The sequence below is a fragment of the Pseudomonas sp. GNP013 genome (assembly GCF_054343995.1).
Genome location: NZ_JBTGUT010000001.1, coordinates 4,620,367 through 4,646,898, shown reverse-complemented (window position 1 = coordinate 4,646,898; position 26,532 = coordinate 4,620,367). Strand labels below are relative to the sequence as shown.

Below are 26,532 nucleotides of genomic sequence, written 5' to 3'. Positions count from 1 at the left end.
TCTCCTTACGACGAACAACTAATCTCCAAATGCTTACCCCAATCCGGCGGGCGCTGTGCGTATTGCTCCATCCCGGCCTGCTCTTCAAAAGGCCGGCTCAACACTTCATGCAGCCTGCGCACCTCGCTGTAATCGCCTGACTCGGCGGCGGCGATGGCGTTCTGGGCCAAATAGTTGCGCAAGATATACAGCGGGTTGACCGCGTGCATCCGCTCACGGCGTTGCGCCTGGCTGTACTCGCCATCGCGCGCAACGCGTGCCTTGTACAGCTCGGCCCAGGCATCAAACCCGGCCAGGTCGACAAAATCATCGCGCAACCGCACCACGGCCAGTGCGGCCGACTCATCGCCCAAGCGGCGGAAGAACAACGTGTAATCCACGCCGCTGTTCTGCATCAGCGCGAGCAGCCGCTCCACCAGTTTCTGATCATCCTCTTCGGCGGTCGTGAGCCCCAGTCGGCGGCGCATCAGGTCCAGATAGTGGGCCTGGTACAGCGGCAGGTACAGGCCCAGCGCCTCTTTCAAGGCATCCACGCTGATAAATGGCGTGAGTGCCTGGGCCAGTGCGCTGAGGTTCCATTGGCCGATGGGCACCTGATTGCTGAAGGAGTAGCGCCCTTCGTGATCGGAGTGGTTGCAGATGAAATGCGCATCAAAGTCGTCAAGAAACGCGAACGGGCCAAAGTCGAAGGTGATGCCGAGGATCGACATGTTGTCGGTGTTCATTACGCCATGGCAGAAGCCGTAGGCCTGCCACTTGGCGATCATCTCGGCGTTGCGTTCGACGATTTCGCGGAACATGGCCAGGTACGGCTCGGGCTGCTCGCGGCATTCGGGGTAGTGCAGGTTGAGCACATGTTCGGCCAGTTCGGCCTGCTGCTCGGGCTTTTTGGTGTAGTAGAAGTATTCGAAATGGCCGAAGCGGATATGGCTCGGGGCCAGGCGCAGGACCATCGCGCCGCGTTCCTGTTTTTCGCGCCACACCGGCGTGCTGGAGCCGATCACGCACAGCGCGCGGCTGCTGGGGATGCCCAGGGCATGCAGGGCTTCGGAGGCAAGGAATTCGCGAATCGAGGAGCGCAGCACGGCGCGACCATCGCCCATGCGCGAGTAAGGCGTCATGCCGGCGCCCTTCAAGTGCAGGTCCCAGTGCTCGCCCGCCGCGTTATACACCTCGCCCAGCAGCAGTCCGCGCCCATCGCCCAGTTGCGGGCTGTAGCCGCCGAACTGATGCCCGGAATAAACCATCGCCCGCGGTTCTGCGGCCTCCCACAATTTATGGCCGCTGAACAGTTCGGCGAATACCGGCGTTTGGGCCACGGCCGGGTCGAGGTCGAGCAACGCCATGGCGGCATCGCTCGCCACCACGAGGCGCGGTTCGTCGAGGGGGTCTGGCAGCACGTGGGTTGAGAACGCATCGCCCAGGCGTGCGAAGCGGTTGTCGAAGGTCAGTTCGTCTAGGGCTTTCACCGGCCATCTCCAGCAGAATGTCCGAGCATTCTGCTGGGGAAGGGCGGTTTAGTCGAGTTTGCTCGGCGGCGGTTCCGGTGCGTCCACCACGTTGGCGGCAGGCGGCTCGGGTACTTCAGGCTCCGGAACCGGGCCGACAAGGGTCTTGCGCTCGTCTTCCACGGGCACCAGTTTGTATTCCTGGCCGTGCATGTTTTTCAGGTACACCTCCATCTGGCGGAACGAGATGTTGATGTGCTGCTTTTTGAATTCGCTGTTGATGTAGCGGTTGACCTCGTCCAGCACCGGGTTGCGGTCGCCCAGGTCGCGCACGTGCATGCGCAGCTCGTGGTCGAGGGTGCTTTCGCCGAAGTTGAGGAAGTACACATGAGGTTCCGGGTCTTTCAACACCCGTGGGTTTTCCCGCGCGGCCTTGAGCAGCAATTCCTTCACCAGGTCCAGATCGGAGCCGTAGTCCACGCCCAGCTTCAAGGTGACGCGGGTGATGGTGTCGGTCAGCGACCAGTTGATCAATTGCCCGGTAATGAAGGTTTTGTTCGGGACGATGATGTCCTTGCGGTCGAAGTCGGTGATGGTGGTGGCGCGGATGCGGATCTTGCTCACCGTGCCCGACAGGTTGCCGATGGTGATGGTGTCGCCAATGCGCACCGGACGCTCGAACAGGATCATGATGCCGGAGATGAAGTTGGCGAAGATTTCCTGCATCCCGAAACCGATACCCAGTGACAGCGCCGCGACCAGCCACTGCAACTTGTCCCAGCTCACGCCGAGGGTGGCGAGGGTGGACACAATGCCGAAGCCGGCAATCACGTAGGACAGCAACGTGGTGATGGCGTAGGCGCTGCCCTGGGCCAGCTCCAGCTTGGACAGCACCAGCACTTCCAGCAGGCCGGGCAGGTTGCGCGCCAGGGCGAAGGTGATGCCGACGATGATCAGCGCGCCGAGCAGGTCGCCGATGCTGATGGGCACCATGCTGATGTTGGCGCCGGTGCCGCTGGTGTATTCGTAGAGCGTGACGTTGTCGAGGTAGGAAAATACCGAGATCAGGTCCGACCACACCCAGTACAGCGCGGCGATAAAGCCACCCAGCAGGGCCAGGCGAATCAGGCGCAAGGACTGTTCGTTGACCTTCTCGATGTCCAGGGTCGGCTCTTCAACCACCGCTTCGCCTTCACCGGCTTCCTTGGCGGCCTGGCGTTTGGCCAGGGCCCGCGCGTAGGCAAGGCGCCGCGCGGCCACGCTGAGCCAGCGCACGAACGTGGCTTCGATCACCAGCCACAGCATCAGCAGGTACAGGGTGTTGATCAGGCGGTCGCTGAGCTTGAGCGCGGTGTAGTAATAGCCGAAGCACACCGCGACAAACAGCGCGACGGGCAGGGCGGTAAACAGAATGCCCGCGACCTTGCGAAACAGAGAGGCTTTTTCGTGGGTCGGGCTGTTGAGCAGCAGGCGGCTGAGCAGCCAGGCCATCAAGGCGTAGCAGGTGAGCACCACGCCGATGCCCAGCACATCGTCGGCCAGCGCCGCCGGTTGGTGTTCGGCAATCGCCACCACCGCCACCAGCGCCAGCACCACCAGCCCGAGCTTGCGTACCCAGCCTTGCAGGAATTGAACCTGGGGTTTCTCCCAGCGAAAGTGCAGTTCGGCCACGCCGCCCGGCGCGAGGATGCGATAGGCGGTGTAGAACACCAGCCACGCCTGGGCGAGCTGCAGCAGGGCCGAGCCGAGGTTGGCGTTTTGCCCACGGGCGTCGATCTGCAGCGCATAGCCGCACAGCGCCAGGCCCAGGGACACCGGCATCGCCAGCAGGATATTGATCAGGATGGCCTGCGGCGTGTGCCACTGGCTGTCGCGCTTGAAGTGGCCGATGTCCAGGTGGACCCGGTTCAAGCGGTGGTACAGCGCCTTGCGCCGCCACAACAGCGCGCCGATCAACAGCAGCAACGGCAGAAACAGCAGCGGGCGTTGGGTCAGGCCGTCGTACAGTTCGCTGACGCTGGAGGCCCATGGCAGCGTGGTGACCTGCTTGCTCAGGTGGGCCGGCACGGTTTCCAGCCACTCGGCGTCCAGCGGCTTGTTGCTGGGGATCCAGAACATCTGCTCATCGAGGGTGGCACGCAGGGTGGTGGCGGTGCTCAGCAGTTGTTTCTGGTTCAGTTGCAGGGTGATGGATTCATTGAGCAGGGCGCTCAGCTCGCGGCTCAGGCGTTCGAGCAGGTCGCTACGGGTCACCGCCAGTTCCAGCAGGGTGCGCCGCAGTTGCGGAGTGACATCATCCGGTGGCTGGTTGGCCAGCAGGTTATCCACATAGGCAGTGGGCGAACTGATCAGCTCGCGCTGCTGGTTGACCTCGAACTGATACAGGCGAATGTTGGCGATGTCGTCGGCCAGGTCGCGGTCCACGGTGAGGTGGGGCAGGGCCTGCTTCTGTTTATAGAGAATCTTGGAGAGCAGCAGGCTGCCCTTGAGCACGTTGATCTGCTCGTCCAGCGCCGAATCGCTTTGGGTGACGGTGTCCAGTTGCTGCTTGGTCTGCAGGTTTTTCTGGGTCAGGTCGTTGAGGCGGTCGGTACTTTTGAGCAGGTAGTCGGAGAGCTTCAGGTTCTCGGCGCTTTCGGTCGCGAGGATGCTGCTGCCACCGGCTTTCTGCGCTTCGATGGACTGTTGGGTCACCGTCTGCTGCGACTGGGCCAGGCGTTTCTGGTTGATCAGGGTTTGCAGGTCCTGGATTTCCTGCTCCAGGCGTGCGGTTTTTTCCTGGATCAGGTCGTGCCGGCTGTTGCCCAGGTCCTGCAGTTGGCTGTTGCCGGCCAGCTCCTGGCGGCGCAGGGGGATCAGCGCATTCAGCGCGGCGAGTTCGGCGTTCAGCTGGTTGCGCTGGTCGGCGTTGATCGCCTTGCCGTTGTCCTTGCCGGTCTTGAGGATCGAATTGATCTGCAGGATGCGCGTCTGGCTGCTGCTGATCTCGGTCTGAGCGCGTTCCGGGCGGGTCTGGGCGGCGATGGTCAGGCTGTTGGCGTCGGCCAGGGCCTTTTGCAGATCGCCTTGCTGCGTGGTGCGTTGCACCAGCAGTTGCTCCAGCTGCGACACGGGCTGGTTGGCGTAGCGTTGGGCCACGGGGATCGGCTTGGTGGCCTTGAGGCGCGCCAGCTCGCGCTGATTGTCGATGGTCTCGCGCGGCGCTTCGGCCAGCTGGCGCTTGAGGTCGGCGAGGCGCTGCTCGTAATCCTGCTGGTTGCCCAGGTAGGTCAGGGTCTGTTGCAGGATGCCCTGCAACGCCTTCATGTCGGCGTCGGGCAGCTTGCGGTCGGGCAGCTTGTCCAGGGTTTGCTGGATGGCGTCGGCGCTGGGCGGTTCGGCAGCGTTGACGGTGCCGACACAAAGGGTCAGGCCGAGCAGGGCAGAGGCAAAAAAAGTGCGCAGGGTTGGCATAGAGACCGGTCGTGCTAGGTGAAAAATCGGGGGGCGTCGTGGCCCCGCAGTTTAGAGGAAGAGTCCGGGACCCGGGCGACTTCCTTCGGGGAATTTGACGCCGACTTTTCCGATTCTGTTCCCGTCCATGGCCGCGACTGTCCACAGGGTGTTGTTCCACTCCACCTGGTCGCCCACCACCGGCGCGCCGCCGACCTTTTGCGTGATGAAGCGGCTGAGCGGCATGTCCGGGTCGATGCCGTCGAGCTTGAGCCCGTACAGCGCCGAGACCGCGCCCAGCTGGGCGTCGCCTTCGAGGACGAAGTCGCCGAAGAAGCGCAGGTCGAGGCCCCGTTGCGGCGCCTGGCTGAACAGCTTGCCGAGGGCCGGCAGGTTGTGCTCATGGCCGATTACGCAGAGCAGATCGCCGACTTCCAGCACCGTACTACCCGACGGATGGAGCAGTTGCTGGCCTCTGAACAGCGCGGCAATCCGCGTGCCCTCGGGCATTTTCAGCTCGCGCAGGGCTGCGCCGATGCACCATTTTTCCGCGCCCAGGCGGTAGACGAACAGCTCCCACTCGCTGGTGACGTGTACTTCCAGGGCGGCACGGGAGATAGGCGCGGGGTCCGGCGGAACGGTGACTTTGAGCAGCTTGGCCACCCACGGCAGGCTGGTGCCCTGCACCAGCAGCGACACCAGCACGATAAAGAACGCCAGGTTGAAATACAGCTGCGCATGGGGCAGGCCGGCCATCAGCGGGAACACCGCAAGGATGATCGGCACCGCGCCACGCAGGCCGACCCAGGCGATAAAGGCTTTTTCGCGACCGTGGAAGGCCTTGAACGGCAGCAGGCCGACCATCACTGACAGCGGCCGCGCAAACAGGATCATCCACAGCGCCAGGCCGAGGGCGGGCAGGGCGATCGGCAGCAGGTCGTGGGGGGTGACCAGCAGGCCCAGCACCAGGAACATGCCGATCTGCGCCAGCCAGGCCATGCCGTCGAGCATATGCAAAATGCCATGACGGCTGCGCACCGGCCGGTTGCCGATCACCAGGCCGCACAGGTACACCGCGAGGAAGCCGCTGCCGTGCAGGGCGTTGGTCAGGGCGAACACGAACAGGCCGCCGGCGATTACCAGGATCGGGTACAGGGCCGCCGCCAGGTTGATGCGGTTGACCATCTGCAGCATCAGCCAGCCGCCGCCCAGGCCGATGATGCCGCCGATGCCGAACTCGCGCACCAGGTGTGTCAGCAGGCTCCAGTGCAAGCCGGTCTGGCCGCTGGCGAGCATGTCGATCAGGGTGACGGTGAGAAACACCGCCATCGGGTCGTTGCTGCCGGATTCGATTTCCAGGCTGGCGGTGACCCGCTCGTTCAGGCCCTTGCCGCCCAGCAGCGAAAACACCGCGGCGGCGTCGGTGGAGCCGACAATCGCGCCGATCAGCAAGCCTTGAATGATATTGAGGTCGAACAGCCAGGCCGCCGCCATGCCGGTAAGGCCGGTGGTGATCAGCACTCCCACGGTGGCCAGCGACAATGCCGGCCACAGCGCCACGCGAAAGCTCGCCACCCGCGTGCGCAGGCCGCCGTCGAGGAGGATCACGGCGAGGGCGAGGTTGCCCACCAGGTAGGCGGTCGGGTAGTTATCGAAGATGATGCCGCCGCCGTCGACGCCGGCGACCATGCCCACGGCCAGGATGATCACCAGGATCGGGATGCCCAGGCGGGACGAAAGAGAACTCACCAGAATGCTCGCACTCACCAGCAACGCGCCGATCAAGAACAGGCTGTTGATGGTTGTCGCATTCAAAGGCAGTTACTCCGTGAGCAAAAAGGACAAGGCGCAAACTGACCATGCAGTCTGCGTGCCAGGGATTCTAACCTGTTGAATTGCTGCGCTGTCAAAAAGCTTTTTCTGATTTGCACAGATCAAATGTGGGAGGGTCTTTCTCTCGATAGCGGTGTGTCGGTATCAAATCTACCGACTAACTATTTCAGGAAACCCATATCCCTGTGGCGAGCAGGCTTGCCCTGCGTTGGGCTGCGAAGCGCCCCCAATCAAGCAAAACGCGGTGTACCTGATACGGCTCAGCGCCTGGCTTTGGGGCTGCTGCGCAGCCCAACGCAGGACAAGCCTGCTCGCCACAGGGAATCTGCGCTTGACTGAACGGCATTAGGGCAAGCCCGCTCGCCACCGTTCGAAGATTTTGAGGGCCCCGCATTTTTGAACCGGTGCCGTCAGTCAGAGGCGGAAGCGGCCGACCATCCCGTTCAAGTCCACCGCCAGGCGCGACAGCTCGCTGCTTGCCGCGCTGGTCTGGCTGGCGCCGGTCGCCGATTGCACCGACAGGTCACGGATATTCACCAGGTTGCGGTCCACTTCCCGCGCCACCTGCGCCTGTTCTTCAGCGGCGCTGGCGATCACCAGGTTGCGTTCGTTGATTTCCACAATCGCCGTGTTGATGGTATCGAGCGACAGCCCCGCGCCCTTGGCGATGCTCAAGGTCGATTCGGCGCGTTCGGTGCTGTTGCGCATCGAATCCACCGCGTGCTCGGTGCCGGCCTGAATGCTGCCGATCATGCGTTCGATTTCGCTGGTCGATTGCTGGGTGCGGTGGGCCAGCGCGCGCACTTCGTCGGCCACCACGGCAAAGCCACGCCCGGCTTCGCCGGCACGCGCCGCTTCAATCGCCGCGTTCAGCGCCAGCAGGTTGGTCTGGTCGGCCAGGCCACGGATCACGTCGAGCACCTTGCCGATATCGCGCGATTCATTGGCCAGCTCGCCGATCAAGGTGGCGGTGGCTTGCACATCACCGCTCATGCGCTCGATGGCGCTGACGGTTTCCTGCACCAGATCACGGCCGTCACCGGCGGAGGCGGTCGCGTTGCGCGACGCTTCGGAGGTGCTGACGGCATTGCGCGCGACTTCCTCCACGGCGCTGGTCATCTCGTTGACGGCGGTGGCGGCCTGTTCGATTTCGTTGTTCTGCCGGGTCAGGCCACGGGCGCTTTCGTCGGTCACGACGTTCAGCTCCTCGGCTGCCGACGCAAGCTGGGTGGCGGAGCCGGAAATGCGTTGCAGCGTGTCGCGCAGTTTTTCCTGCATTTTGGCCATGGCCGCCAGTAGGCGACCGGCTTCGTCGTTGCCGTCGACCTTGATTGGACGCGTGAGGTTGCCTTCGGCGATTTCTTCGGCGGCATCCAGGGCCTGGGAGATCGGCGAGGTGATGCTGCGGGTCAGTAGCCAGGCGAACAACACGGTCATCAGGGTGGTGATCGCCAGCAGGCCCACCACCAGATTGAAGGCCGAGCTATACTGGTCCGCAGCCTCCTGATTGGTGGCCAGGGCCATCTTGTTATTGAGGTCGAGCAAGCGCGCCAATACCGCGTTGACCTGCTCGGAGTTGCTCAGCAGCTCGGTGTTGAGCAGCACGCGCAGCTCATCGGTCTGGTTGGCCCGGGACAGGCTCTTCATGCGTTCTTCGATCTGGCGGTACTGGCCGAGCAAGCGCACGTATTCGTCGTAGGCGGCGCGTTCTTCCTGGCCTTCGATCAGCTTTTCGTAAATGCCCTGGGCCGAGCGGATCTGCTGGTTACGCAGTTCGAAGGCTTCCAGGGTTTTCTGCTGCACGTCCGGCTCGCGGTTGGTCAGCAGGCGGTACGACAGCACCCGCAGGCGCAGGGTCAATTGGGTGAAGTCATCCAGGGCGCGAATGCTGGGCACGCTGGCCAGGGTGATGTCTTCGGTGGCCGCGCGGATCTTGCTCATCTGGTTCAGGGCGAACACGCCGAGAAACAACATGAGTGCACCAATCAGCGCAAAGCCCAAAAAGGCGCGCGGCGCGATATTCATATTACGAAGAGACATGCTGGAGTCCTGGGGTGAAGCGCGATCCATGCGGCCATGAGACGGGGTGTGCATGCGCTATCGGCGCAGTGGCCGAAGTCTGAAGCGGGCGTGCGCTTTTGTCGCAGTTGGTCAGGGCGCTGACCGATTCAGGAACCAGATGGGGTAATTGCAGTCACTAAGGCTCGAAAGCGCGGCCCGGCCCCGGAATATCGGGCTGCGCGCCGGGGGATAACCCTGGCATCCGAGGTGAATTTTCTTTATCGTCACCGCCCTCTTAAAAAGCTCGAGAAATCAAAATGTTAGAAGCATCCCTCAGCCAACTGGAACAACTGGTCAGCGACCTGGTACAGCACAATCAAGAGCTGCTGAGCAACAACGAATCCCTCAAGGCCGAACTGGCCAGCGCCAGGGATGAAAACGACAGCCTGCAACTGAGCCTGATGGAGCAGGAAGAAAAGCACGGCGCTACCGCCGCGCGCATCCAGGCACTCGTTGAGCGTGTAAGCGCAGGGCCTGTCAGCGCATGAACGATGGGATAAAGGTCGTTTCGATTCTCGGTGAGGATTACTCGATCAAGGCGCCGGCCGGGGAAGATCAGACCCTGTTGCACGCCGTGACGATGCTCAAGGCATCCCTGGCCACCACCAAGAAAAAGTACCCGACCCTGATCGGTGACAAGTTATTGGTACTGGCCGCGCTCAATCTGTGCGCCGAGCAGATCGAGATGCAGCAGCGTCACCAGCAGGAACTCGACCGTTACCAAGAGCAAGTCAGCGCCACGGTCGAGGTGATTTCCAAGGCGATCCAGTCCTAGAACCACTCATCCTGCATCCCCAGGCACGTGTCATCGCGCGCCTCCAGAATGTCCAGTTCGTGATGGCAACCCGGTACTTCCCAGGTCAGGAAATACCGGGCGGCCTGAAGCTTGCCTTTATAGAAGGCTGCGTCCGCGGCATTGCCTTTGGCCAGCCCTTCCTCGGCGCGAATCGCCTGTTCCAGCCAGCGCCAGCCGATCACCGTGTGCCCGAACACTTTCAGGTACAGCGCCGAGTTCGCCAGGCTGCTGTTGACCTTGCCCTGGCCGAGGTCGGTGAGCAGTCCAAGCGTTACGCCTTGCAGACGGGTGACCAACTGTTCCAGCGGTTCACGCAGCGCGGTCAGTGACGAATGTTCCTGGGCCCGTGCGCCCGTCTCGGCGATCAATCGAATCAGCTGCTTGAGGCCTGCGCCGCCATTCTGCGCGAGCTTGCGCCCCAGCAAGTCCAGCGACTGAATACCGTGGGTGCCCTCGTGGATCGGGTTCAGGCGGTTGTCGCGGTAGTACTGCTCCACCGGGTATTCGCGGGTATAACCGTGGCCGCCGAGGATCTGGATCGCCAGTTCGTTGGCCTTGAGGCAAAACTCCGACGGCCAGGATTTGACGATGGGGGTGAGCAGGTCCAGCAGCTCATGGGCCTGTTTGCGCTCGGTGTCGGTGGCCAGCGTGGTGGTGTCATCGAACAGCCGCGCAGCGTACAGGCCCAGGTCGAAGGCGCCTTCGACGTAGGCTTTCTGGGTGAGCAGCATGCGCTTGATATCGGCGTGCTGGATGATCGACACCGGCGCGGTGCCCGGGTCTTTGCTATCCGGCAGACGACCTTGCGGGCGCGCGCGCGCGTAGTCCAGGGAATACAGATAACCGGCGTAACCAAGCATCACGGCGCCCATGCCCACGCCAATCCGCGCTTCGTTCATCATCTGAAACATACAGCTCAGGCCCTGGTGCGGTTTGCCCACCAGATAACCGACGCAGTTCCCGTTATCGCCGAAGTTGAGCGCGGTTGATGTAGTGCCGCGCCAGCCCATCTTGTGAAACAGCCCGGCCAGCAGCACATCGTTGCGCTCGCCCAGGCTGCCGTCGTCGTTGACCAGGAATTTGGGCACGATAAACAGCGAAATGCCCTTCACCCCGGCCGGCGCATCCGGCAGCTTGGCCAGCACCATGTGCACGATGTTTTCCGACAGCGGGTGGTCGCCGCCGGAGATGAAGATCTTGTTGCCCTTGAGGCGGTAGCTGCCGTCAGCCGCAGGCTCGGCGCGCGTACGAAGATCCGACAGGGACGAACCGGCGTGGGGTTCGGTGAGGGCCATGGTGCCGAAGAAACGCCCGTCGATCATCGGCTGCAGGAAGCGCTGCTTCTGTTCCTCAGTGCCGAAACTCTCGATCAGGTTGGCGGCGCCCATGGTCAGGAACGGGTAGGAGGTGGACGCAGCGTTGGCCGACTGGAAATGCGCGAAACAGGCTTGCGACAGCAGGGTGGGCAGTTGCATGCCGCCCGCTTCGAAACTGCGCGCTGCGTTGAGAAAGCCGGCTTCGAGGAACGCATCCACCGCCGGTTTCACTTCCGGAATCAGGATGGCCTTGCCGTCTTCGTAGCGCGGTTCGTTTTCGTCGTTTTTGCGGTTGTGCGGCGCGAAGTACTTTTCGGCGATGGAGCGCGCGGTGCTGATGGCCGCTTCGAAGGTTTCGCGGTTGTGCTCGGCAAACCGCTCGCGCTGGGTCAGGCCCTCGGCATCGAGGACTTCATACAGCTCGAAAGCCAGATTGCGGGAACTGAGCAGCGTCTCGGACATGGCGGCTTACCTGTGTGGGAATAGGCCGAGTCTAAGTGCGTAAATAGAGGCTGGATAGCAAGATTGATTTGGGTGATAGAGGGGCAGAACGCCACAGGGTAGTTGAGATCACTCCAGCTCTCGTCAATTATCGAAACAACTTCTGATTTTTAAGGATTAACATTTCACGTTCAGGTCTTGAGCGTCAATGAGCTTTCGAGGCGAGCGAATTTTGTGGCGAGCAGGCTTATACCGTATTGGCTGTGTAACCCGCACTTGAATTGGCTCGCCAACAAACCGGCATTTTCCTGCGGTGATAGTTCCCTGCCCCCTGCAACTGTAGGGTGTCAGCGGTGCATGCAGAACTTTATTCTTTGCTATCGTGCGACGGTAAATACTAACGATCTTTGCACGCTAAATCAGACGATAGTGGCAGATAACTCAAGCCATTGCGTGCGGTCGGTCTCACTCAGGCCGAGCCAGCATGAGGCTTCTAATTTTTATGGGGTAAGCGAATGCGTAAATTGACATCTGATGAAATTGAAAAAGTCACAGGAGCGGTTGGGCCGTGGGGGGCCGCTGCAGGAGCTGTAGCGGGAGGGCTGGCATATGTAGGAAGCCAGGCTGGTGCCGGCCAGTCTGCGAATTTGAGTGGTGCTATTGCGGCAATGACAACGGGTGCAGTCGCAGGTTTTTATACGCCGACCACGACAGCCCAGTCTTTAGGCGTTGCTATGAGCAGCCTTTACGCAGGGCTAGCTGGAGGGTATGTCACTAGATTTACTGGTCCAAACAGCGCCGCCTGATATTGGCAGGTGAGTGACCCTTCGCGGTCATGGCGCGAGCTGAAACTTTTATTAATTACCTGATGTTTCGTATTGGCTTGAGAGGCTTTATGGATGGTTTTTCATTTGAAGAGTTCTTTAATGTTTTTTGTTGGGGCCTAGTTGTAGTGGGAGCCGCACGGTTGCTGATTATAGGCTTTGAGAAAATCAAGCGGCACACAATTCCTCAGGCAATAAGGGCAGTCATTCTAATTCCCGTTGCACTGTCCATAGCATTTTATTGTGCAGCTAATTTTCCTTTGCCAATTTAGATTTAAATATGAAGCGAGACCCAATGTGGGAGGGGGCTTGCTCCCGATGGCGGCGTGTCAGTCTCATAAGGATGACTGACACGCTGTCATCGGGAGCAAGCCCCCTCCCACATTTTTAGCGCCTTTCGTCAGTTAGCCGATGGTCATCAGGCTGGCGTTGCCGCCTGCCGCGGCGGTGTTCACGCTCAACGCGCGCTCGATGACCAGGCGTTCCAGGGCAATCGACGTTTCGCCCTGTGACAAGCCATGCACCCCAACAATCGCCCCGCCACGCTGCGCCACTTGCTGGCACACCGCGCGCAGTTGGTCGGAGTCGCCATGGTGCAGGACCGCGTCGAACACCACCTCGTCTTTGGTCCAGTCGGCCACGCGCTTGATCTTTGCCTGAATCTCCTTCGGCAGGCGTGGGAACAAGGCCTTGGTCAGGTCGGTTTCCGGCCATACCGCCGAGCCGCCTACCGCCAATACCGCCGCCAGTTGGGTCAACAGGTCGCCCTCTATTTGCGCCAGGCACAGCACGTGCTCGCGGGGCAGGATGGCGTAGCTGTTGCGTTCGCCGGTCGGGCCAGCCAGTTGGCGGGTGATACCGCTTTGCGATTGCGCGGCGAACTGGGTGCACAGAGCTCTCAGTTCGCTGAAGGTGTGGCTGTCGGCCCAGCTTTTCAGGGCGTTCAGTGGCTGGCTCATGGCATCGCGCAGACGCACGTCCGGGGCGGCCAGGTTGTCGCCGCGCACGAAGGATTGCTCGATGGCATCCGTAGGACGGGTCGACAGCAGGCGGTACAGGTACAGCGGTCCACCGGCTTTCGGACCAGTGCCCGACAAGCCTTCGCCGCCGAACGGCTGCACGCCGACCACGGCACCCACAATGTTGCGGTTGACGTAGACGTTACCGGCATTGACGTTGTCGATCACCTTGGCGATGGTCTCGTCGATGCGGGTGTGCACGCCCAGGGTCAGGCCATAGCCGGACGCATTGATCTGGCCGATGAGCTGGTCGATCTCCTTGCGTTTGTAGCGCACCACGTGCAGCACCGGGCCGAAGATCTCCCGTTGCAGCTCGTCGAAGCTTTCCAGCTCGATCAGGGTAGGCATCACGAAGGTGCCGCGCTTGATCTCTTCGCCGTCGGCAATCGCCACCTGATACACGTTGCGGCCTTTGTCGCGCATGGCCTGGATGTGTTTCTCGATGCCGGCCTTGGCTTCGGCGTCGATCACCGGGCCGATGTCCACCGACAGGCGTTCCGGGTTGCCCAGGCGGCATTCAGCCATGGCGCCCTTGAGCATTTCGATGACACGGTCTGCCGAATCTTCCTGCAGGCACAGCACACGCAGGGCCGAGCAACGCTGGCCGGCGCTGTCGAAGGCCGAGGACACCACGTCGATCACCACTTGTTCGGTGAGCGCCGAAGAGTCAACGATCATCGCGTTCTGGCCGCCGGTTTCGGCGATCAGCGGGATCGGGCGGCCCTGGGCATCGAGGCGACCGGCGACATTGCGTTGCAGCAAGCGTGCGACCTCGGTGGAACCGGTGAACATCACCCCTTTGACGCGCTCATCGCCCACCAGACGGGCACCCACGCTTTCGCCCTGGCCCGGCAGCAGTTGCAGCACGCCTTCAGGTATGCCGGCTTCGAGCAGGATGCGCACGGCTTGGGCGGCGACCAGCGGCGTCTGCTCGGCTGGCTTGGCCAATACCGGGTTGCCGGCGGCCAGTGCGGCAGCGACTTGACCGCTGAAGATCGCCAGCGGGAAGTTCCACGGGCTGATGCACACCACCGGGCCAAGGGGGCGATGGGCGTCGTTGGTGAAATCGTTGCGCGCCTGCACCGCGTAATAACGCAGGAAGTCCACGGCTTCGCGCACTTCGGCGATGGCATTGGCGAAGGTCTTGCCGGCTTCGCGGGCCAGCAGCCCCATCAGCGGCTGGATTTCGCCTTCCATCAGGTCGGCGGCGCGTTCCAGGATCGCAGCACGTTCGGCGGGCGGGGTGGCCTGCCAGATCGGGCCGGCGCTGATGGCGCACTGGATTGCATTGTCGACGTCTTCGACGGTGGCTTCCTGCACATGGCCGACGATGTCACGCAGGTCGGACGGGTTGAGCACCGGCGCCGCCGCCTGATCGCTGGAGGCGCAACCGAGCATCGGCGCGGCTTTCCAGTCGTTGTGGGCCGTGGCGAGCAGGGCGCAGGACAGCGACGCCAGCCGGTGTTCGTTGGCCAGGTCGATACCGGCCGAGTTGGCGCGATCGCCGCCGTACAGGTCGCGCGGCAACGGGATACGCGGGTGCGGCAGGCCGAAGCCGCCTTCCAGCGTGGCCATTTGCTCGATGCTGGCCACCGGGTCGGCCACCAGTTCCTGAATGGAGATGGACTGGTCGGCAATGCGGTTGACGAACGAGGTGTTGGCGCCGTTTTCCAGCAGGCGGCGCACCAGGTAGGCCAGCAACGTTTCGTGGGTGCCGACCGGGGCGTACACGCGGCACGGACGGTTCAGCTTGCCCTCGGAGACCTTGCCCACCACTTGCTCGTACAAAGGCTCGCCCATGCCGTGCAGGCACTGGAACTCGTACTGGCCGGGGTAATAGTTCTGACCGGCGATATGGTAGATGGCCGACAGAGTGTGGGCGTTGTGCGTGGCGAACTGCGGGTAGATGGCTTCCGGTACCGATAGCAGTTTGCGGGCGCAGGCAATGTAGGACACGTCGGTGTACACCTTGCGGGTATACACCGGGTAGCCTTCGAGGCCTTCGACCTGGGCGCGCTTGATCTCGCTGTCCCAGTACGCACCTTTGACCAGGCGGATCATCAGGCGATGGCGGCTGCGGCGCGCCAGGTCGATGACGTAGTCGATCACGTACGGGCAACGCTTCTGATAGGCCTGGATCACAAAGCCGATGCCGTTCCAGCCGGTCAGCTGCGGCTCGAAGCACAGGCGTTCGAGCAGGTCCAGGGACAGCTCCAGACGGTCGGCTTCTTCGGCGTCGATGTTCAGGCCGATGTCGTACTGCTTGGCCAGCAGCGTCAGCGAGAGCAGGCGCGGGTACAACTCTTCCATCACGCGCTCGTACTGCGCACGGCTGTAGCGCGGGTGCAGGGCGGAGAGCTTGATGGAGATGCCCGGGCCTTCATAAATCCCACGGCCGTGGGACGCTTTGCCGATGGAGTGAATGGCTTGCTCGTACGACGCGAGGTACTTCTGCGCATCGTGTTCGGTGAGTGCGGCTTCACCGAGCATGTCGTAGGAATAGCGGAAGCCCTTGGCTTCGAACTTGCTGGCATTGGCCAGGGCTTCGGCGATGGTTTCGCCGGTGACGAACTGTTCGCCCATCAGGCGCATGGCCATGTCGACGCCCTTGCGGATCATCGGCTCGCCGCTCTTGCCGATGATGCGGCTCAGGGACGAGGTCAAACCCGCTTCGTTATGGGTGGCGACCAGCTTGCCGGTCAGCAGCAGGCCCCAGGTGGCAGCATTGACGAACAGCGACGGGCTGTTGCCCAGGTGCGGGTGCCAGTTGCCGGTGCTGATCTTGTCGCGGATCAGCGCGTCGCGGGTGCCCTTGTCCGGGATCCGCAACAACGCTTCGGCCAGGCACATTAGCGCCACGCCTTCCTGAGACGACAGGGAAAACTCCTGCAGCAGTCCCTGAACAATCCCGGCACGACCGCCGGCGCTTTTCTGATTGCGCAGCTTCTCGGCAATCGAAGCGGCCAGCTTATTGGTGGCCTCGGCCATCGACGCCGGCAGGCGTGCCTGTTCGATCAGCATCGGCACCACTTCCGGCTCCGGGCGGCGGTAAGCGGCGGTGATCGAGGCGCGCAGCACGGACTGTGGCAGGATGCTTTCGGCGAACTCGAGGAAGCACTGGTGCGCGTGGTCGGCCTGGACCTCGCCCGCTTCATCGGCGTCCTTACTGCTCAAACCGTTGAGTTCGGTCAGGGTTGCACCACCCTCCAGTTTCTCCAGGTAATTGAAAATCGCCTGCTTGATCAGCCAGTGCGGGGTCCGATCAATGGAGGTCGCGGCAGCCTTGAGGCGTTCGCGGGTCGGGTCGTCGAGTTTGACCCCAAGGGTGGTCGTAGCCATTTTCTTATCCTCATGGGTGCCACTAACCGAGTGGCATCTGCTGGCGGCAAGATTAGCGTTAGCGCAGGCGAAGGTGCAACCGGGTGCAACCCTTTTTATGCATGAAACATTCGACGGTTCATCTGAAAGGCTCACCGGTGTTTCTTGCTGGTGCATTTTGCTTCTGAGGTACGCATTGCTTGCTCCGAAAAGGAGCAAAAACACCGGCTTTGCAGCTGAAACAACATCGAGGTGCAACTTATTCTCAAGAAACTGGTTGCACCTTATTTACTTTGTTGAATAGCATTCGCGGCCAAGGTGCAACCACCTTCGAGGTTCGGTTCATCGGCTGGCGGCTTTCCTGGGGAAACGCCAGTCATAAATGCGCGGCACGCAGGTTCGTCTATCCGCTACACAGTGGGTAGCGTGCGCAACCGTCGCTACATAAAAACAATGCCAGGGCGTCACTCTTATGAGCGTTAGCAATCCTACCCTGATCACGTTCGTGATCTACATCGCAGCAATGGTGCTGATCGGCCTGATGGCCTATCGCTCCACCAACAACCTTTCCGATTACATCCTTGGCGGCCGCAGCCTCGGTAGCGTGGTAACCGCCTTGTCGGCCGGTGCTTCCGATATGAGCGGCTGGTTGTTGATGGGCCTGCCGGGCGCGATCTACATGTCCGGCCTGTCGGAAAGCTGGATCGCCATCGGCCTGATCGTCGGTGCCTACCTCAACTGGCTGTTCGTGGCCGGTCGCCTGCGGGTTCAGACCGAGCACAACGGCGATGCCCTGACCCTGCCGGACTACTTCTCCAGCCGCTTCGAAGACAACAGCGGTCTGCTGCGCATCATCTCTGCGGTGGTGATCCTGGTGTTCTTCACCATTTACTGCGCCTCCGGCATCGTGGCCGGTGCACGCCTGTTCGAAAGCACCTTCGGCATGTCCTACGAGACGGCGTTGTGGGCCGGTGCGGCGGCGACGATTGCCTACACCTTTATCGGTGGTTTCCTGGCGGTGAGCTGGACCGATACCGTGCAGGCCACCCTGATGATCTTCGCGTTGATCCTCACACCGATCATCGTGCTGCTGGCCACCGGCGGTGTCGACACTACATTCCTGGCGATTGAAGCCCAGGACCCGACCAACTTCGACATGCTCAAAAACACCACCTTCATCGGCATCATCTCGCTGATGGGCTGGGGCCTGGGTTACTTCGGCCAACCGCATATCCTGGCGCGCTTCATGGCGGCGGATTCGGTGAAGTCGATCGCCAACGCACGTCGCATCTCCATGACCTGGATGATCCTGTGCCTGGGCGGCACTGTGGCGGTGGGCTTCTTCGGCATTGCCTATTTCTCGGCGCACCCGGAAGTGGCCGCTCCCGTGACCGAAAACCCTGAGCGTGTGTTCATCGAGCTGGCCAAGCTGCTGTTCAACCCGTGGATCGCCGGTGTCCTGCTGTCGGCCATCCTAGCCGCGGTGATGAGCACCCTGAGCTGCCAGCTGCTGGTGTGTTCCAGCGCCCTGACCGAAGACTTCTACAAGGCGTTCCTGCGCAAGGGCGCTTCCCAGCTTGAGCTGGTGTGGGTCGGCCGGATCATGGTGCTGGTGGTGGCGTTGATCGCCATCGCCATGGCCGCCAACCCGGAAAACCGCGTACTCGGGCTGGTGAGCTACGCCTGGGCCGGTTTCGGTGCTGCGTTCGGCCCGGTGGTGCTGATCTCGGTGATCTGGAAAGGCATGACCCGCAACGGCGCACTGGCCGGTATCCTGGTGGGCGCGATCACCGTGATCGTGTGGAAGCACTTCGAACTGCTGGGTCTGTACGAAATCATCCCAGGCTTTATTTTCGCCAGCCTGGCGATCTACTTCGTGAGCAAGATGGGCGCGCCGACCGCTGCGATGGTCGAGCGTTTTGATGCTGCGGAAAAAGACTACAATCTCAACAAGTAATTCGCCGGGCGTTAAGCGTCCGATGAGTTAGCACAAAGGCCCGCATCCTCTGGATGGCGGGCTTTTTTATGTGCGGTTTACCTGGGGTTGGCGAAAATTCACACGTGCCCACGTAGGCTTTTACTGATTTGCCTGGCACGTGTTCGGTGGGGCAGGGCAGTGGTGCAGAATCGCTCGCCTACTCCCTCGCAGAGAAACACCGGATGTTCGCTCTCGCCAATCAAAGTGCATTTACCCTGACCCTCGACGGAGAGCCCAGTGAACTCAAGGTTCAGGGGTTTTCGGGGGATGAATTTATCAGCCTGCCTTTTCGCTTCGACCTCGAACTGGTCTGCGAACAACCTGATCTGGACATTGAAAGCCTGCTGCACCGGCAGGCCTTCCTGGCGTTTGACCCCCAGGGCCGAGGCGTTCACGGCCAGGTATATCGAGTGGCACAAGGTGATTCGGGCAGGCGTATGACTCGCTATCAGATAGCCCTGGTGCCGCAGTTGGCTTATCTGGAGCACAGCACCCACCAGCGTATGTTCCACAAAAAAACCGTGCCGCAGATCATTGCGCTGGTGCTGGAGGCCCAGGCCATCCAGGCTGATAACTTCGTATTCCAGCTGAGCGGGAAGTATCCCGAGCGTGAGTACTGTGTTCAGTTCGATGAAACCGACCTGCAGTTCATCCAGCGCTTGTGCGTCGAGTCGGGTATCCACTATCACTTTCAGCACAGCCCCGAGCGCCATTTGTTGGTGTTTGGCGATGATCAAAGCGTGTTCGCCCAGCCGGATCAAACCACCCCGTACTCGCCGGGTTCCGGAATGGTGGCCGACACGCCTGCAATCAAGCGCTTCATCCTGCAGATGGAGACGCGCACCACGGGTGTGAACTTGCGGGACTACGATTTCCGGAAGCCGAGCCTGGTACTGGAAAGCGCAGCTTCGGGAGAGCAGCGCCCCGACCTGAACGAGCAGGCCTATCCTGGGCATTTTATGGATCGCGATCACGGCAACTACCTGGCGCGACGCCTGTTGGAGCGTCATCGCAGTGATTATCGCCAGGCCAGGGGGTTGAGCGACCAGCCGGCCTTGGTCTGCGGGCAGTTCCTGAAGATGGCCGGGCATCCGCGTGAGGAATGGAATGATCTGTGGCTGATCACCCAGTTGCACCATGAAGGGCATCAGCCGCAAGTGCTGGAGGAGGCTGCGCCTGATGACTATGGCGACGAATCCTCTCAGGGTTACCGTAACGACTTCGTTGTAACACCGTGGGAGGTGATGTTTCGAACACCGCTGATTATGTCGCGGCCGCACATATCCGGCTTCCAGAATGCAGTGGTCACCGGGCCCGTCGACAGCGAGATTCATTGCGATGAATACGGCCGGGTCAAGGTGCAGATGGCCTGGGATCGCGATGGCCAGCATAACGAGCATTCCAGTTGCTGGCTGAGGGTTGCCAGCGGCTGGGCCCATGATCGTTATGGGGCGGTGCTGATTCCTCGGGTTGGCATGGAAGTGCTGGTGGGCTTCGTCAATGGCGATAGTGATATGCCGGTCGTCATGGGCTGCCTGCCCAATGCCGCCACACCCGTGCCCCTCGACCTGCCGGCCGACAAGACCCGCAGCATTTTCCGCAGCCAGAGCAGCCCCGGGGGCGGTGGTTACAACGAACTGCGCATCGAGGACCGCAAGGGCGCCGAGGAAATCTACCTGCGTGCCCAGCGTGACTGGACCCAGCATGTGCTCAATGACCAGCAGGTGCAGGTCGACAATCATCGGCGGGTGAAGGTGGGCGGCGAGTCGCACCACGAGTTGCAGGGCGAAGAACAACGCATCACCCACGGCAACCGGCTCACCGAACTCAAGCAGGATGATCACCTGGTGGTCGGCGGTTCGCAGCAGATGCAGGCTGGGGGCACCATCCGCATTGGCGCAGGGCAAAGCGTGGTCATCGATGCCGGTGCCACGGTCACGATTCAGGCCGCAGGTCAGTCGATCACGCTGTCGGCCGCCGGGATTTTCAGCAGTGTGCCGATTCAGATCGGTGGTGGACCTGCGCCAGGTGCGGCACCGTTACTGCCTGGCTTAAAGGAAAAACTGCAGGCCGTCATGCTGTTACCGCTAAGCCCCGTGCAAGTGGCGAGCCTGAAGCGCAGCGCGCCGTTTTGTGAAGAGTGCGAGCGCTGCAAAAACGGGCAGTGTGACATCGCCGAACATGCCAACGTCGACAGGAAACTCCCCTGATGCCTATCCCTTTGACGCCCAGTGCCTGGCTGGCGCAGTGGCCTTTGCAGGCTGGTGAAACCCTCTATGCGGTGCTGGGCAATGCCAGCGAGGCCAGGCCGCTTGCCGTCTGGCAAGCCAGGGCTGCCGGGCCTGCGCCTCATGCGGTATGGGCAGGGACGGCCTACGCGCAGTGGGGTGAGGTCATGCCTTACGTGGCTATTGTCGAGCCGGGCAGCGCCTTTCTCGATTGGATCGCCGCCAGCGAATCGACGGATTGGGGATGGCTGGCGGTGTCGTGCAGCCCGCTGGACGCCGTGATCGCCCATTTGCAGGGCCTGACCAAGGTGCTGCTGCCCGAGGGGCAGGCTGTGTTTCTGCGCTACTGGGACGGCGCCCGGTTTCTGCCGCTGCTGCAACACCTGGGCGATGGCGCCGCGAAGGTATTGCCGGTGTTTAAGCGTTACCTGATCAATGGCTGCCCGCTTACGGTGATGACGGGTGCGGTGACCGCCGCCAAAACCAGTCCCTGGTGGCAGCTACCGCCGGCGCTGCTTGAGCATCTGGCCGCGCAGTCACCCCAGACCCTGATCGACAACCTGCTGCAATGGCTGGAAGAACAGCGCCCGGACCTGTACGGCGCATTTACCCCGACGACCCTGCAACACAAGCTGTCGTACTTCGTGCGCGGGCCGCAGTTGGACGTTGCGGCACTGATCGACTACCTCAGTACGCAACTGACGCCCTGAGCACCGCCCGGCACACGGCCCTGCACCTTTGCCCGCGCAGAAGGTAAACTTCGCCCCCTGCGCAGGAGCAACCATGAATTATCGTCACGCCTTTCACGCCGGCAACCACGCCGATGTCTTCAAACACCTGACTCTGACCCGCCTCATCGCCCTGATGTCGCGCAAGGAGCAGCCGTTCGCCTACCTCGACACCCATGCCGGCATCGGCCTGTACGACCTGCAAGGTGATCAGGCCAACCGCACGGGTGAGTACCTCGAAGGCATCGCCCGCTTGTGGGGCGCCAGCGACCTGCCGCCACTGACCGCCGACTACATGCGCGTGCTGCATGAGATGAACCCCGATGGCCAGTTGCGTTACTACCCGGGCTCGCCCGAGCTGGCCCGCCGCCTCACGCGAGCGCAGGACCGCGTACTGCTCAACGAAAAACACCCGGAAGACGGGGTGTTGCTCAAGGACAACATGAAGGGCGATCGCCGGGTCAAAGTGCACCTGGGCGAAGGCTGGCATGTGCCGCGTGCCCTGCTGCCGGTACCGGAAAAACGTGCGTTGATGCTGATCGATCCGCCGTTTGAACAGCTCGATGAAATGCAGCGTTGCGCCGCATCCCTCAAGGAAGCAATCGGTCGCATGCGCCAGACGGTCGCGGCGATCTGGTACCCGGTGAAGGATCAGCGCATGTTGCGCCGCTTCTATCAGGACCTGGCCGGCACCGGCGCGCCGAAGTTGCTGCGCGTGGAATTGCTGGTGCATCCGCTGGACACGCCCAACACCCTGACCGGCTCGGGCCTGGCGATTGCCAACCCGCCGTGGGGTTTGGAAGAGGAGTTGCGTGAGCTGCTGCCGTGGCTGTCCAAAAAGCTCGGCCAGACCCAGGGTGGCTGGCAGATGGATTGGCTCATCGCTGAATAATTGGCGCTCAAGCCAGGCACCAAACCAAATGTGCGGCTCTGCCCAGTCTTCGACTTAGCGCTGTCGCGCAGCAAACTGGAGGCTCTGTGGCAAGCGGGCTTGCCCTAATGCCAGTCAGTTAAGCGCAGCTCCCTTGTGAGAGCGGCGGTGCGACGATTCGACTTGCCCGCGAAAGCGGTGGGTCAGTCAACGTCAATGTTTGCTGGGCCGACGCCATCGGGAGCAAGCCCCCTCCCACATTTTGTACAGCGTTCGGGCACACCGAGCCTTGGCGAGGTGCCGAGTGTTGGGGCAAGAGCGTTTTGCTTACTTTTGCGCTTTTCAAAAGTGAGCCGCCGTAAGGGCGGAACCCTAAGTCGTCGTTACCGCAGAAACGGATAGGTACACCGAAAAATCGCACCGCTCATTGCTTCGAGCATCACGCTGGCTTAACTGAACGGCATTAGAGCTTGCCCCGCGTTGGCGCGCGCAGCGCCCCCGGTCAAGGGAAATGCGGTGTACCTGACACTGCCCGTAGCATGGTTTTGGGGCTGCTGCGCAGCCCAACGCAGGACAAGCCTGCTCGCCACAGGACTGTGGCTTCCTGAAATTTCAGTTTTTAAATCGAAAAGTTATTTTGTGTTTGATAAGCGCGGGCTTGCTCGCGAAAGCAGGGTGTCAGTTAACGGATAGGTCGACTGATACACCGCATTCGCGGTCAAGCCCGCTCCTACATTTGAGTTGCGCACGTCTTAGATCGGGCAAGTCACGCCAGTGCCGCCGATGCCGCAATAGCCCTGCGGATTCTTCGCCAGATACTGCTGGTGATACGTCTCGGCGAAATACACCGTCGGCGCCTCTGCAATTTCCGTGGTGATCTCGCCCAGCCCGGCCTTGGTCAGTTCCTGCTGATACGCCTGCGCACTGGCGTGCGCCGCCGCCAGTTGTTCCGGTGTGGTGGCGTAGATGACCGAGCGATACTGGGTGCCGATGTCGTTGCCCTGGCGCATGCCCTGGGTCGGGTTGTGCAATTCCCAGAACATCTTCAGCAAATCTTCGTAGGTCACTTTGGCCTGGTCATACACCACCAGCACCACTTCGCTGTGGCCGGTGAGGCCCGAGCACACTTCTTCGTAGGTCGGGTTGGGCGTGTAGCCGCCGGCGTAACCCACCACGGTGCTGACCACGCCGTCGCGTTCCCAGAACTTGCGCTCTGCGCCCCAGAAACAACCGAGGCCGAAGATTGCAAAACCAACGTCGTCGACGAACGGGCCCAGCAGCGGGTTGCCGTTGACGAAGTGCGTTTCCGGCAGGGTCATTGGCGTTTCACGGCCAGGCAATGCTTGTTCTTGAGTCGGCAGCACGTTTTTGTTCACCAGAATTTCCGAGCGCAAGACCATGATCAGTCCTCTCAGTCAGATTGAGTTGGGTAAGAATCGGACCGCCAGTGTGCCCGAGTGTTACAGCGCTGTCAGGCGATTGGCCCGCGTGGGTAGCGCTTGAGCTTTTCGAGCAGCTCGGAGCCCGGGATCGGCCGGTCGAACAGGTAGCCCTGCCCCACATCGCAACGATGCCGGCGCAGGAACGCCAACTGCTCGGCGGTCTCGATGCCTTCGGCCACCACCTTGAGTTTCAGGTTGTGGGCCATGGCGATCACGGCCGAGGTGATTTCCATGTCGTCCTGGTTGTCCGGGATTTCATGGATAAAACTGCGGTCGATCTTGATGATGTCGATGGGGAATTTTTTCAGGTAGCTCAGCGACGAATAACCGGTGCCGAAGTCGTCCATGGCCAGGGTCAGGCCGAAGCTTTTCAACTGGTCCAGTTGCTGGCGCGTGTCTTCGGTGGCCTCCAGCAGCAGGCCTTCGGTGAGTTCCAGCTCCAGCAGATTGGCCGGCAGTTCTTCTTCCTTGAGGATGCTGGCGATGGAGGCCACCAGGTCCGGGTCGGAGAACTGCTTGGGCGACAGGTTGATTGCCACCTGCAGGTTGCCCATGCCGGCGGCGCTCAGTCGCTTGCTCATGCGGCAGGCCTGGCGCGCGATCCATTTGCCGATAGGGATGATCAAGCCGGTTTCTTCGGCCACGCTGATGAACTGGTCGGGGCGGATCATGCCCTTTTCCGGGTGGTTCCAGCGCAGCAGCGCTTCCATGCCCAGCAGGCGGCCGCTGCGCAGGCACAGCTTGGGCTGATAGAACACGTCCAGCTCGTTTTGCGTCAGCGCGCGGCGCAGGTTGTTTTCCACGAACAGCTTGTAGCTGGCCTCGGCATTCAACGCCTCGGTGAACACCTGTACCTGATGTTTGCCGTTGGCCTTGGCCTTGTGCAAGGCCAGGCCGGCGTTGCGCATCAGGGTCTGCGGGTCGCGGCCATGCAACGGCGCGCAGGCCAGGCCCACGGAGCCAGTGACGCTGATCAATTGGTTGTCGACGAACATCGGCTTGTCGAGCGTGGCCAGCAGTTGGCTGGCGACCTGCTGGCCGCTCTCGAGGTCGGTGTCGTCGAGCAGCACCGCAAATTCGTTACTGGCAAAGCGCGCCAGGCTGCCGCTGCTGCTCAGGCTGTTGCGCAGGCGCCGGGCGAGGCTGATCAGCAGCTTGTCGCCGGTCTGGTGGCCGAGGCTGTCGTTGATGCGCTTGAAGTTGTCGATGTCCACCAGCAGCAGGCTGATCGGGCTGTCGCTGTCGCGGGCAAAGCGCTCATCGAGGTTGCGGATGAACGCCGGACGGTTGCCCAGGTTGGTCAGGTTGTCGGTGTACGCCAGGCGCTCGATACGCTGCTGGGCCAGCTTGGTCTGGGTGATGTCTTCGTAGATGCCGATGTAATGGGTCAGCTCACGGTTGTCGCCGTACACCTTGGAAATCGACAGCTGGCCCCAGTAGGGTTCCAGGTTCTTGCGCCGGCTCTTGAACTCGCCCTGCCAGCTGTTGCTCTTGGCCAGGGCCGAGGGCGCGTCGAACAGCAGCTCACTGAGGTTTTCCAGGGCCGGCAACTGCGCCAGGCGGTGGCCGTGGACCTCTTCGGTGCTGTACTGGGTGATCGCGGTAAAACTGGGGTTGACGTACTCCACCACGCCGTCGCAATTGACCAGCAGGAAGGCATTCGCGCTTTGCTCCACCGCACGCTGGAACAGGTGCAGCGCGCTGGTGGCGGTGCGCCGGTTGTGGTTGTTGATGACCTGGGCGAACTGGTCCGCCAGCTCGCCGGCAAACGCGATTTCATCGGACTGCCAGGCGCGCGGGCTGCCGCCCTGTTCCAGGCACAGCACGCCGACCACCTGGCCGTCCACGCGAATGCTCGCGTCGAGCATGGCGTAGGTGTCATTGGCGCGCAGGGTCTCGGCCATTTCCCGGGTGCGCGGGTCGCGCATGGCGTTGTTGGCGTCGATGGCGCGACTGGTATGCAGGGCCTCCAGGTAGTCGGGGAAGCCGCTGGCGTCAATCGGATCGGGCAGGTGGTGGCGCCCTTCGGCATGGTTGTACGCCGAGATCGGCACCAGGCGCTGGCCTTCGAGGTTCCAGATACTGGCGAAATCGATCTGGTAGATATCGCAGGCGCTGCGGGTGATCAGCTCGGCGGCTTCCTGCAGCGAATTGGGGGTGGTGTAGCGCTGACGGGCCAGCAGCAGGATCAGCTCCTGCTGGGCGCGCACCCGCTCAAGATGTTGCAGCTGTTCCTGTTGCGCGCGCTGGTTGAGTTCCAGGGCGATCTGCAGGCGGCTGTTCTGGCTTTCCAGGTCGACAGTCGGGGCGGTGGAGGGCAGCTCGTTGAACAGGCCGTCCACGACCATCAGGTAGCCGCGCAGCAGGTGGCGGTTGTGCTGTTTGTAGGCCTCGCCCATTTCCAGCAGATTCAGCGGGCCGTCGTTGGTGTGCAGGGTGTAGCGCACCAGGTAGTGAGGGCTCTGACTCAGCTGTTGCTGGATGGCATCGTGCAGTTGATAGCGCGCCTGTGGCTCCATCAGGCTGGCGTAGGGCGTGCCAAGCAGGGCACACAGTTCCACCGCCGACAGGCCGAATTGGCGTTCGCAATTGGGGTCCAGGTACAGCAGGGCCCAGCTTGCCTCATTCAGCCGCTCGAAACGCAGCATACCCAGGCGCGAAGGCACGGGTAATTGCGTCACTACCTCGGCCGCCATACGGGCGGCATCGGGCTGGCTTTTCATGGGGAAGCTCACTTGAAATAACGCACTTGGCGCCGGGCTCACGCCCTCTTGACTGTTGCTTGTGGCAAGGTTGC

14 protein-coding genes and 1 pseudogene are annotated in these 26,532 nt (G+C 61.8%); 6 read left to right on the top strand and 9 right to left on the bottom strand.

Going from position 1 to position 26,532, the window contains the following annotated elements:
- Positions 1 to 5 precede the first annotated feature (5 nt).
- The 5 genes and pseudogenes from selO to ACXX81_RS20425 all read right to left on the bottom strand — a co-directional run.
- Entirely contained in the window at positions 6 to 1,469 is a 1,464-nt protein-coding gene (gene selO / locus ACXX81_RS20445) for a protein adenylyltransferase SelO (protein ID WP_458572293.1), read from the bottom strand.
- 48 nt (positions 1,470 to 1,517) lie between these two features.
- The gene (gene mscK, locus ACXX81_RS20440) at positions 1,518 to 4,901 is read right to left on the bottom strand and encodes a mechanosensitive channel MscK (RefSeq protein WP_209987698.1); all 3,384 of its coding nucleotides are present in this window, start codon (positions 4,899 to 4,901) and stop codon (positions 1,518 to 1,520) included.
- Positions 4,902 to 4,952: 51 nt separating this feature from the next.
- Positions 4,953 to 6,695, bottom strand: coding sequence for a potassium/proton antiporter (locus ACXX81_RS20435; protein WP_209987700.1), 1,743 nt, complete (start codon positions 6,693 to 6,695; stop codon positions 4,953 to 4,955).
- 432 nt (positions 6,696 to 7,127) lie between these two features.
- Positions 7,128 to 7,991 carry a methyl-accepting chemotaxis protein gene (locus tag ACXX81_RS20430; RefSeq protein WP_416350666.1) on the bottom strand — a complete coding sequence of 288 codons (864 nt, stop codon included), beginning with the start codon at positions 7,989 to 7,991 and terminating at the stop codon, positions 7,128 to 7,130.
- Positions 7,983 to 8,738, bottom strand: a pseudogene (locus tag ACXX81_RS20425) (MCP four helix bundle domain-containing protein); the annotation flags it as partial. The gene ACXX81_RS20430 and the pseudogene ACXX81_RS20425, both read right to left, overlap by 9 nt.
- A gap of 293 nt (positions 8,739 to 9,031) precedes the next feature.
- Between ACXX81_RS20425 and ACXX81_RS20420 the strand changes: the two are divergent.
- Positions 9,032 to 9,262, top strand: coding sequence for a hypothetical protein (locus tag ACXX81_RS20420; RefSeq protein ID WP_209987708.1), 231 nt, complete (start codon positions 9,032 to 9,034; stop codon positions 9,260 to 9,262).
- Entirely contained in the window at positions 9,259 to 9,549 is a 291-nt protein-coding gene (locus tag ACXX81_RS20415; RefSeq protein ID WP_057008469.1) for a cell division protein ZapA, read from the top strand. The genes ACXX81_RS20420 and ACXX81_RS20415 overlap by 4 nt, the downstream gene beginning before the upstream one ends.
- Here the strand turns inward: ACXX81_RS20415 and ACXX81_RS20410 are convergent.
- Positions 9,546 to 11,348 (bottom strand): acyl-CoA dehydrogenase, encoded by a 1,803-nt coding sequence (locus ACXX81_RS20410; RefSeq protein ID WP_458572292.1) that lies wholly within the window; start codon positions 11,346 to 11,348, stop codon positions 9,546 to 9,548. The two genes, ACXX81_RS20415 and ACXX81_RS20410, sit on opposite strands and share 4 nt — an antisense overlap.
- Before the next feature lie 1,207 nt (positions 11,349 to 12,555).
- Entirely contained in the window at positions 12,556 to 16,509 is a 3,954-nt protein-coding gene (gene putA / locus ACXX81_RS20405; RefSeq protein ID WP_458572291.1) for a trifunctional transcriptional regulator/proline dehydrogenase/L-glutamate gamma-semialdehyde dehydrogenase, read from the bottom strand.
- Positions 16,510 to 16,960: 451 nt separating this feature from the next.
- Between putA and putP the strand changes: the two genes are divergently transcribed.
- The 4 genes from putP to ACXX81_RS20385 all read left to right on the top strand — a co-directional run bounded on the left by putP (position 16,961) and on the right by ACXX81_RS20385 (position 22,314).
- The gene (putP, locus tag ACXX81_RS20400; protein ID WP_209987724.1) at positions 16,961 to 18,445 is read left to right on the top strand and encodes a sodium/proline symporter PutP; all 1,485 of its coding nucleotides are present in this window, start codon (positions 16,961 to 16,963) and stop codon (positions 18,443 to 18,445) included.
- Positions 18,446 to 18,648: 203 nt separating this feature from the next.
- The gene (locus ACXX81_RS20395; protein WP_458572290.1) at positions 18,649 to 20,676 is read left to right on the top strand and encodes a type VI secretion system Vgr family protein; all 2,028 of its coding nucleotides are present in this window, start codon (positions 18,649 to 18,651) and stop codon (positions 20,674 to 20,676) included.
- Positions 20,676 to 21,404: a DUF4123 domain-containing protein gene (locus ACXX81_RS20390; RefSeq protein ID WP_458572289.1), complete on the top strand. Its 729-nt coding sequence runs from the start codon at positions 20,676 to 20,678 to the stop codon at positions 21,402 to 21,404. Before ACXX81_RS20395 ends, ACXX81_RS20390 begins: the two co-directional genes overlap by 1 nt.
- 73 nt (positions 21,405 to 21,477) lie before the next feature.
- Positions 21,478 to 22,314, top strand: coding sequence for a 23S rRNA (adenine(2030)-N(6))-methyltransferase RlmJ (locus ACXX81_RS20385; RefSeq protein WP_209987732.1), 837 nt, complete (start codon positions 21,478 to 21,480; stop codon positions 22,312 to 22,314).
- Between the two features lie 731 nt (positions 22,315 to 23,045).
- On the opposite strand, the gene msrA is transcribed toward ACXX81_RS20385, so the two are convergent.
- Both msrA and ACXX81_RS20375 read right to left on the bottom strand, forming a co-directional pair.
- Complete coding sequence (gene msrA, locus ACXX81_RS20380; protein ID WP_209987737.1) at positions 23,046 to 23,693, bottom strand: peptide-methionine (S)-S-oxide reductase MsrA; 648 nt, start codon at positions 23,691 to 23,693, stop codon at positions 23,046 to 23,048.
- 71 nt (positions 23,694 to 23,764) lie between these two features.
- Positions 23,765 to 26,458: a putative bifunctional diguanylate cyclase/phosphodiesterase gene (locus tag ACXX81_RS20375; protein WP_231422356.1), complete on the bottom strand. Its 2,694-nt coding sequence runs from the start codon at positions 26,456 to 26,458 to the stop codon at positions 23,765 to 23,767.
- Between the last annotated feature and the right edge of the window lie 74 nt (positions 26,459 to 26,532).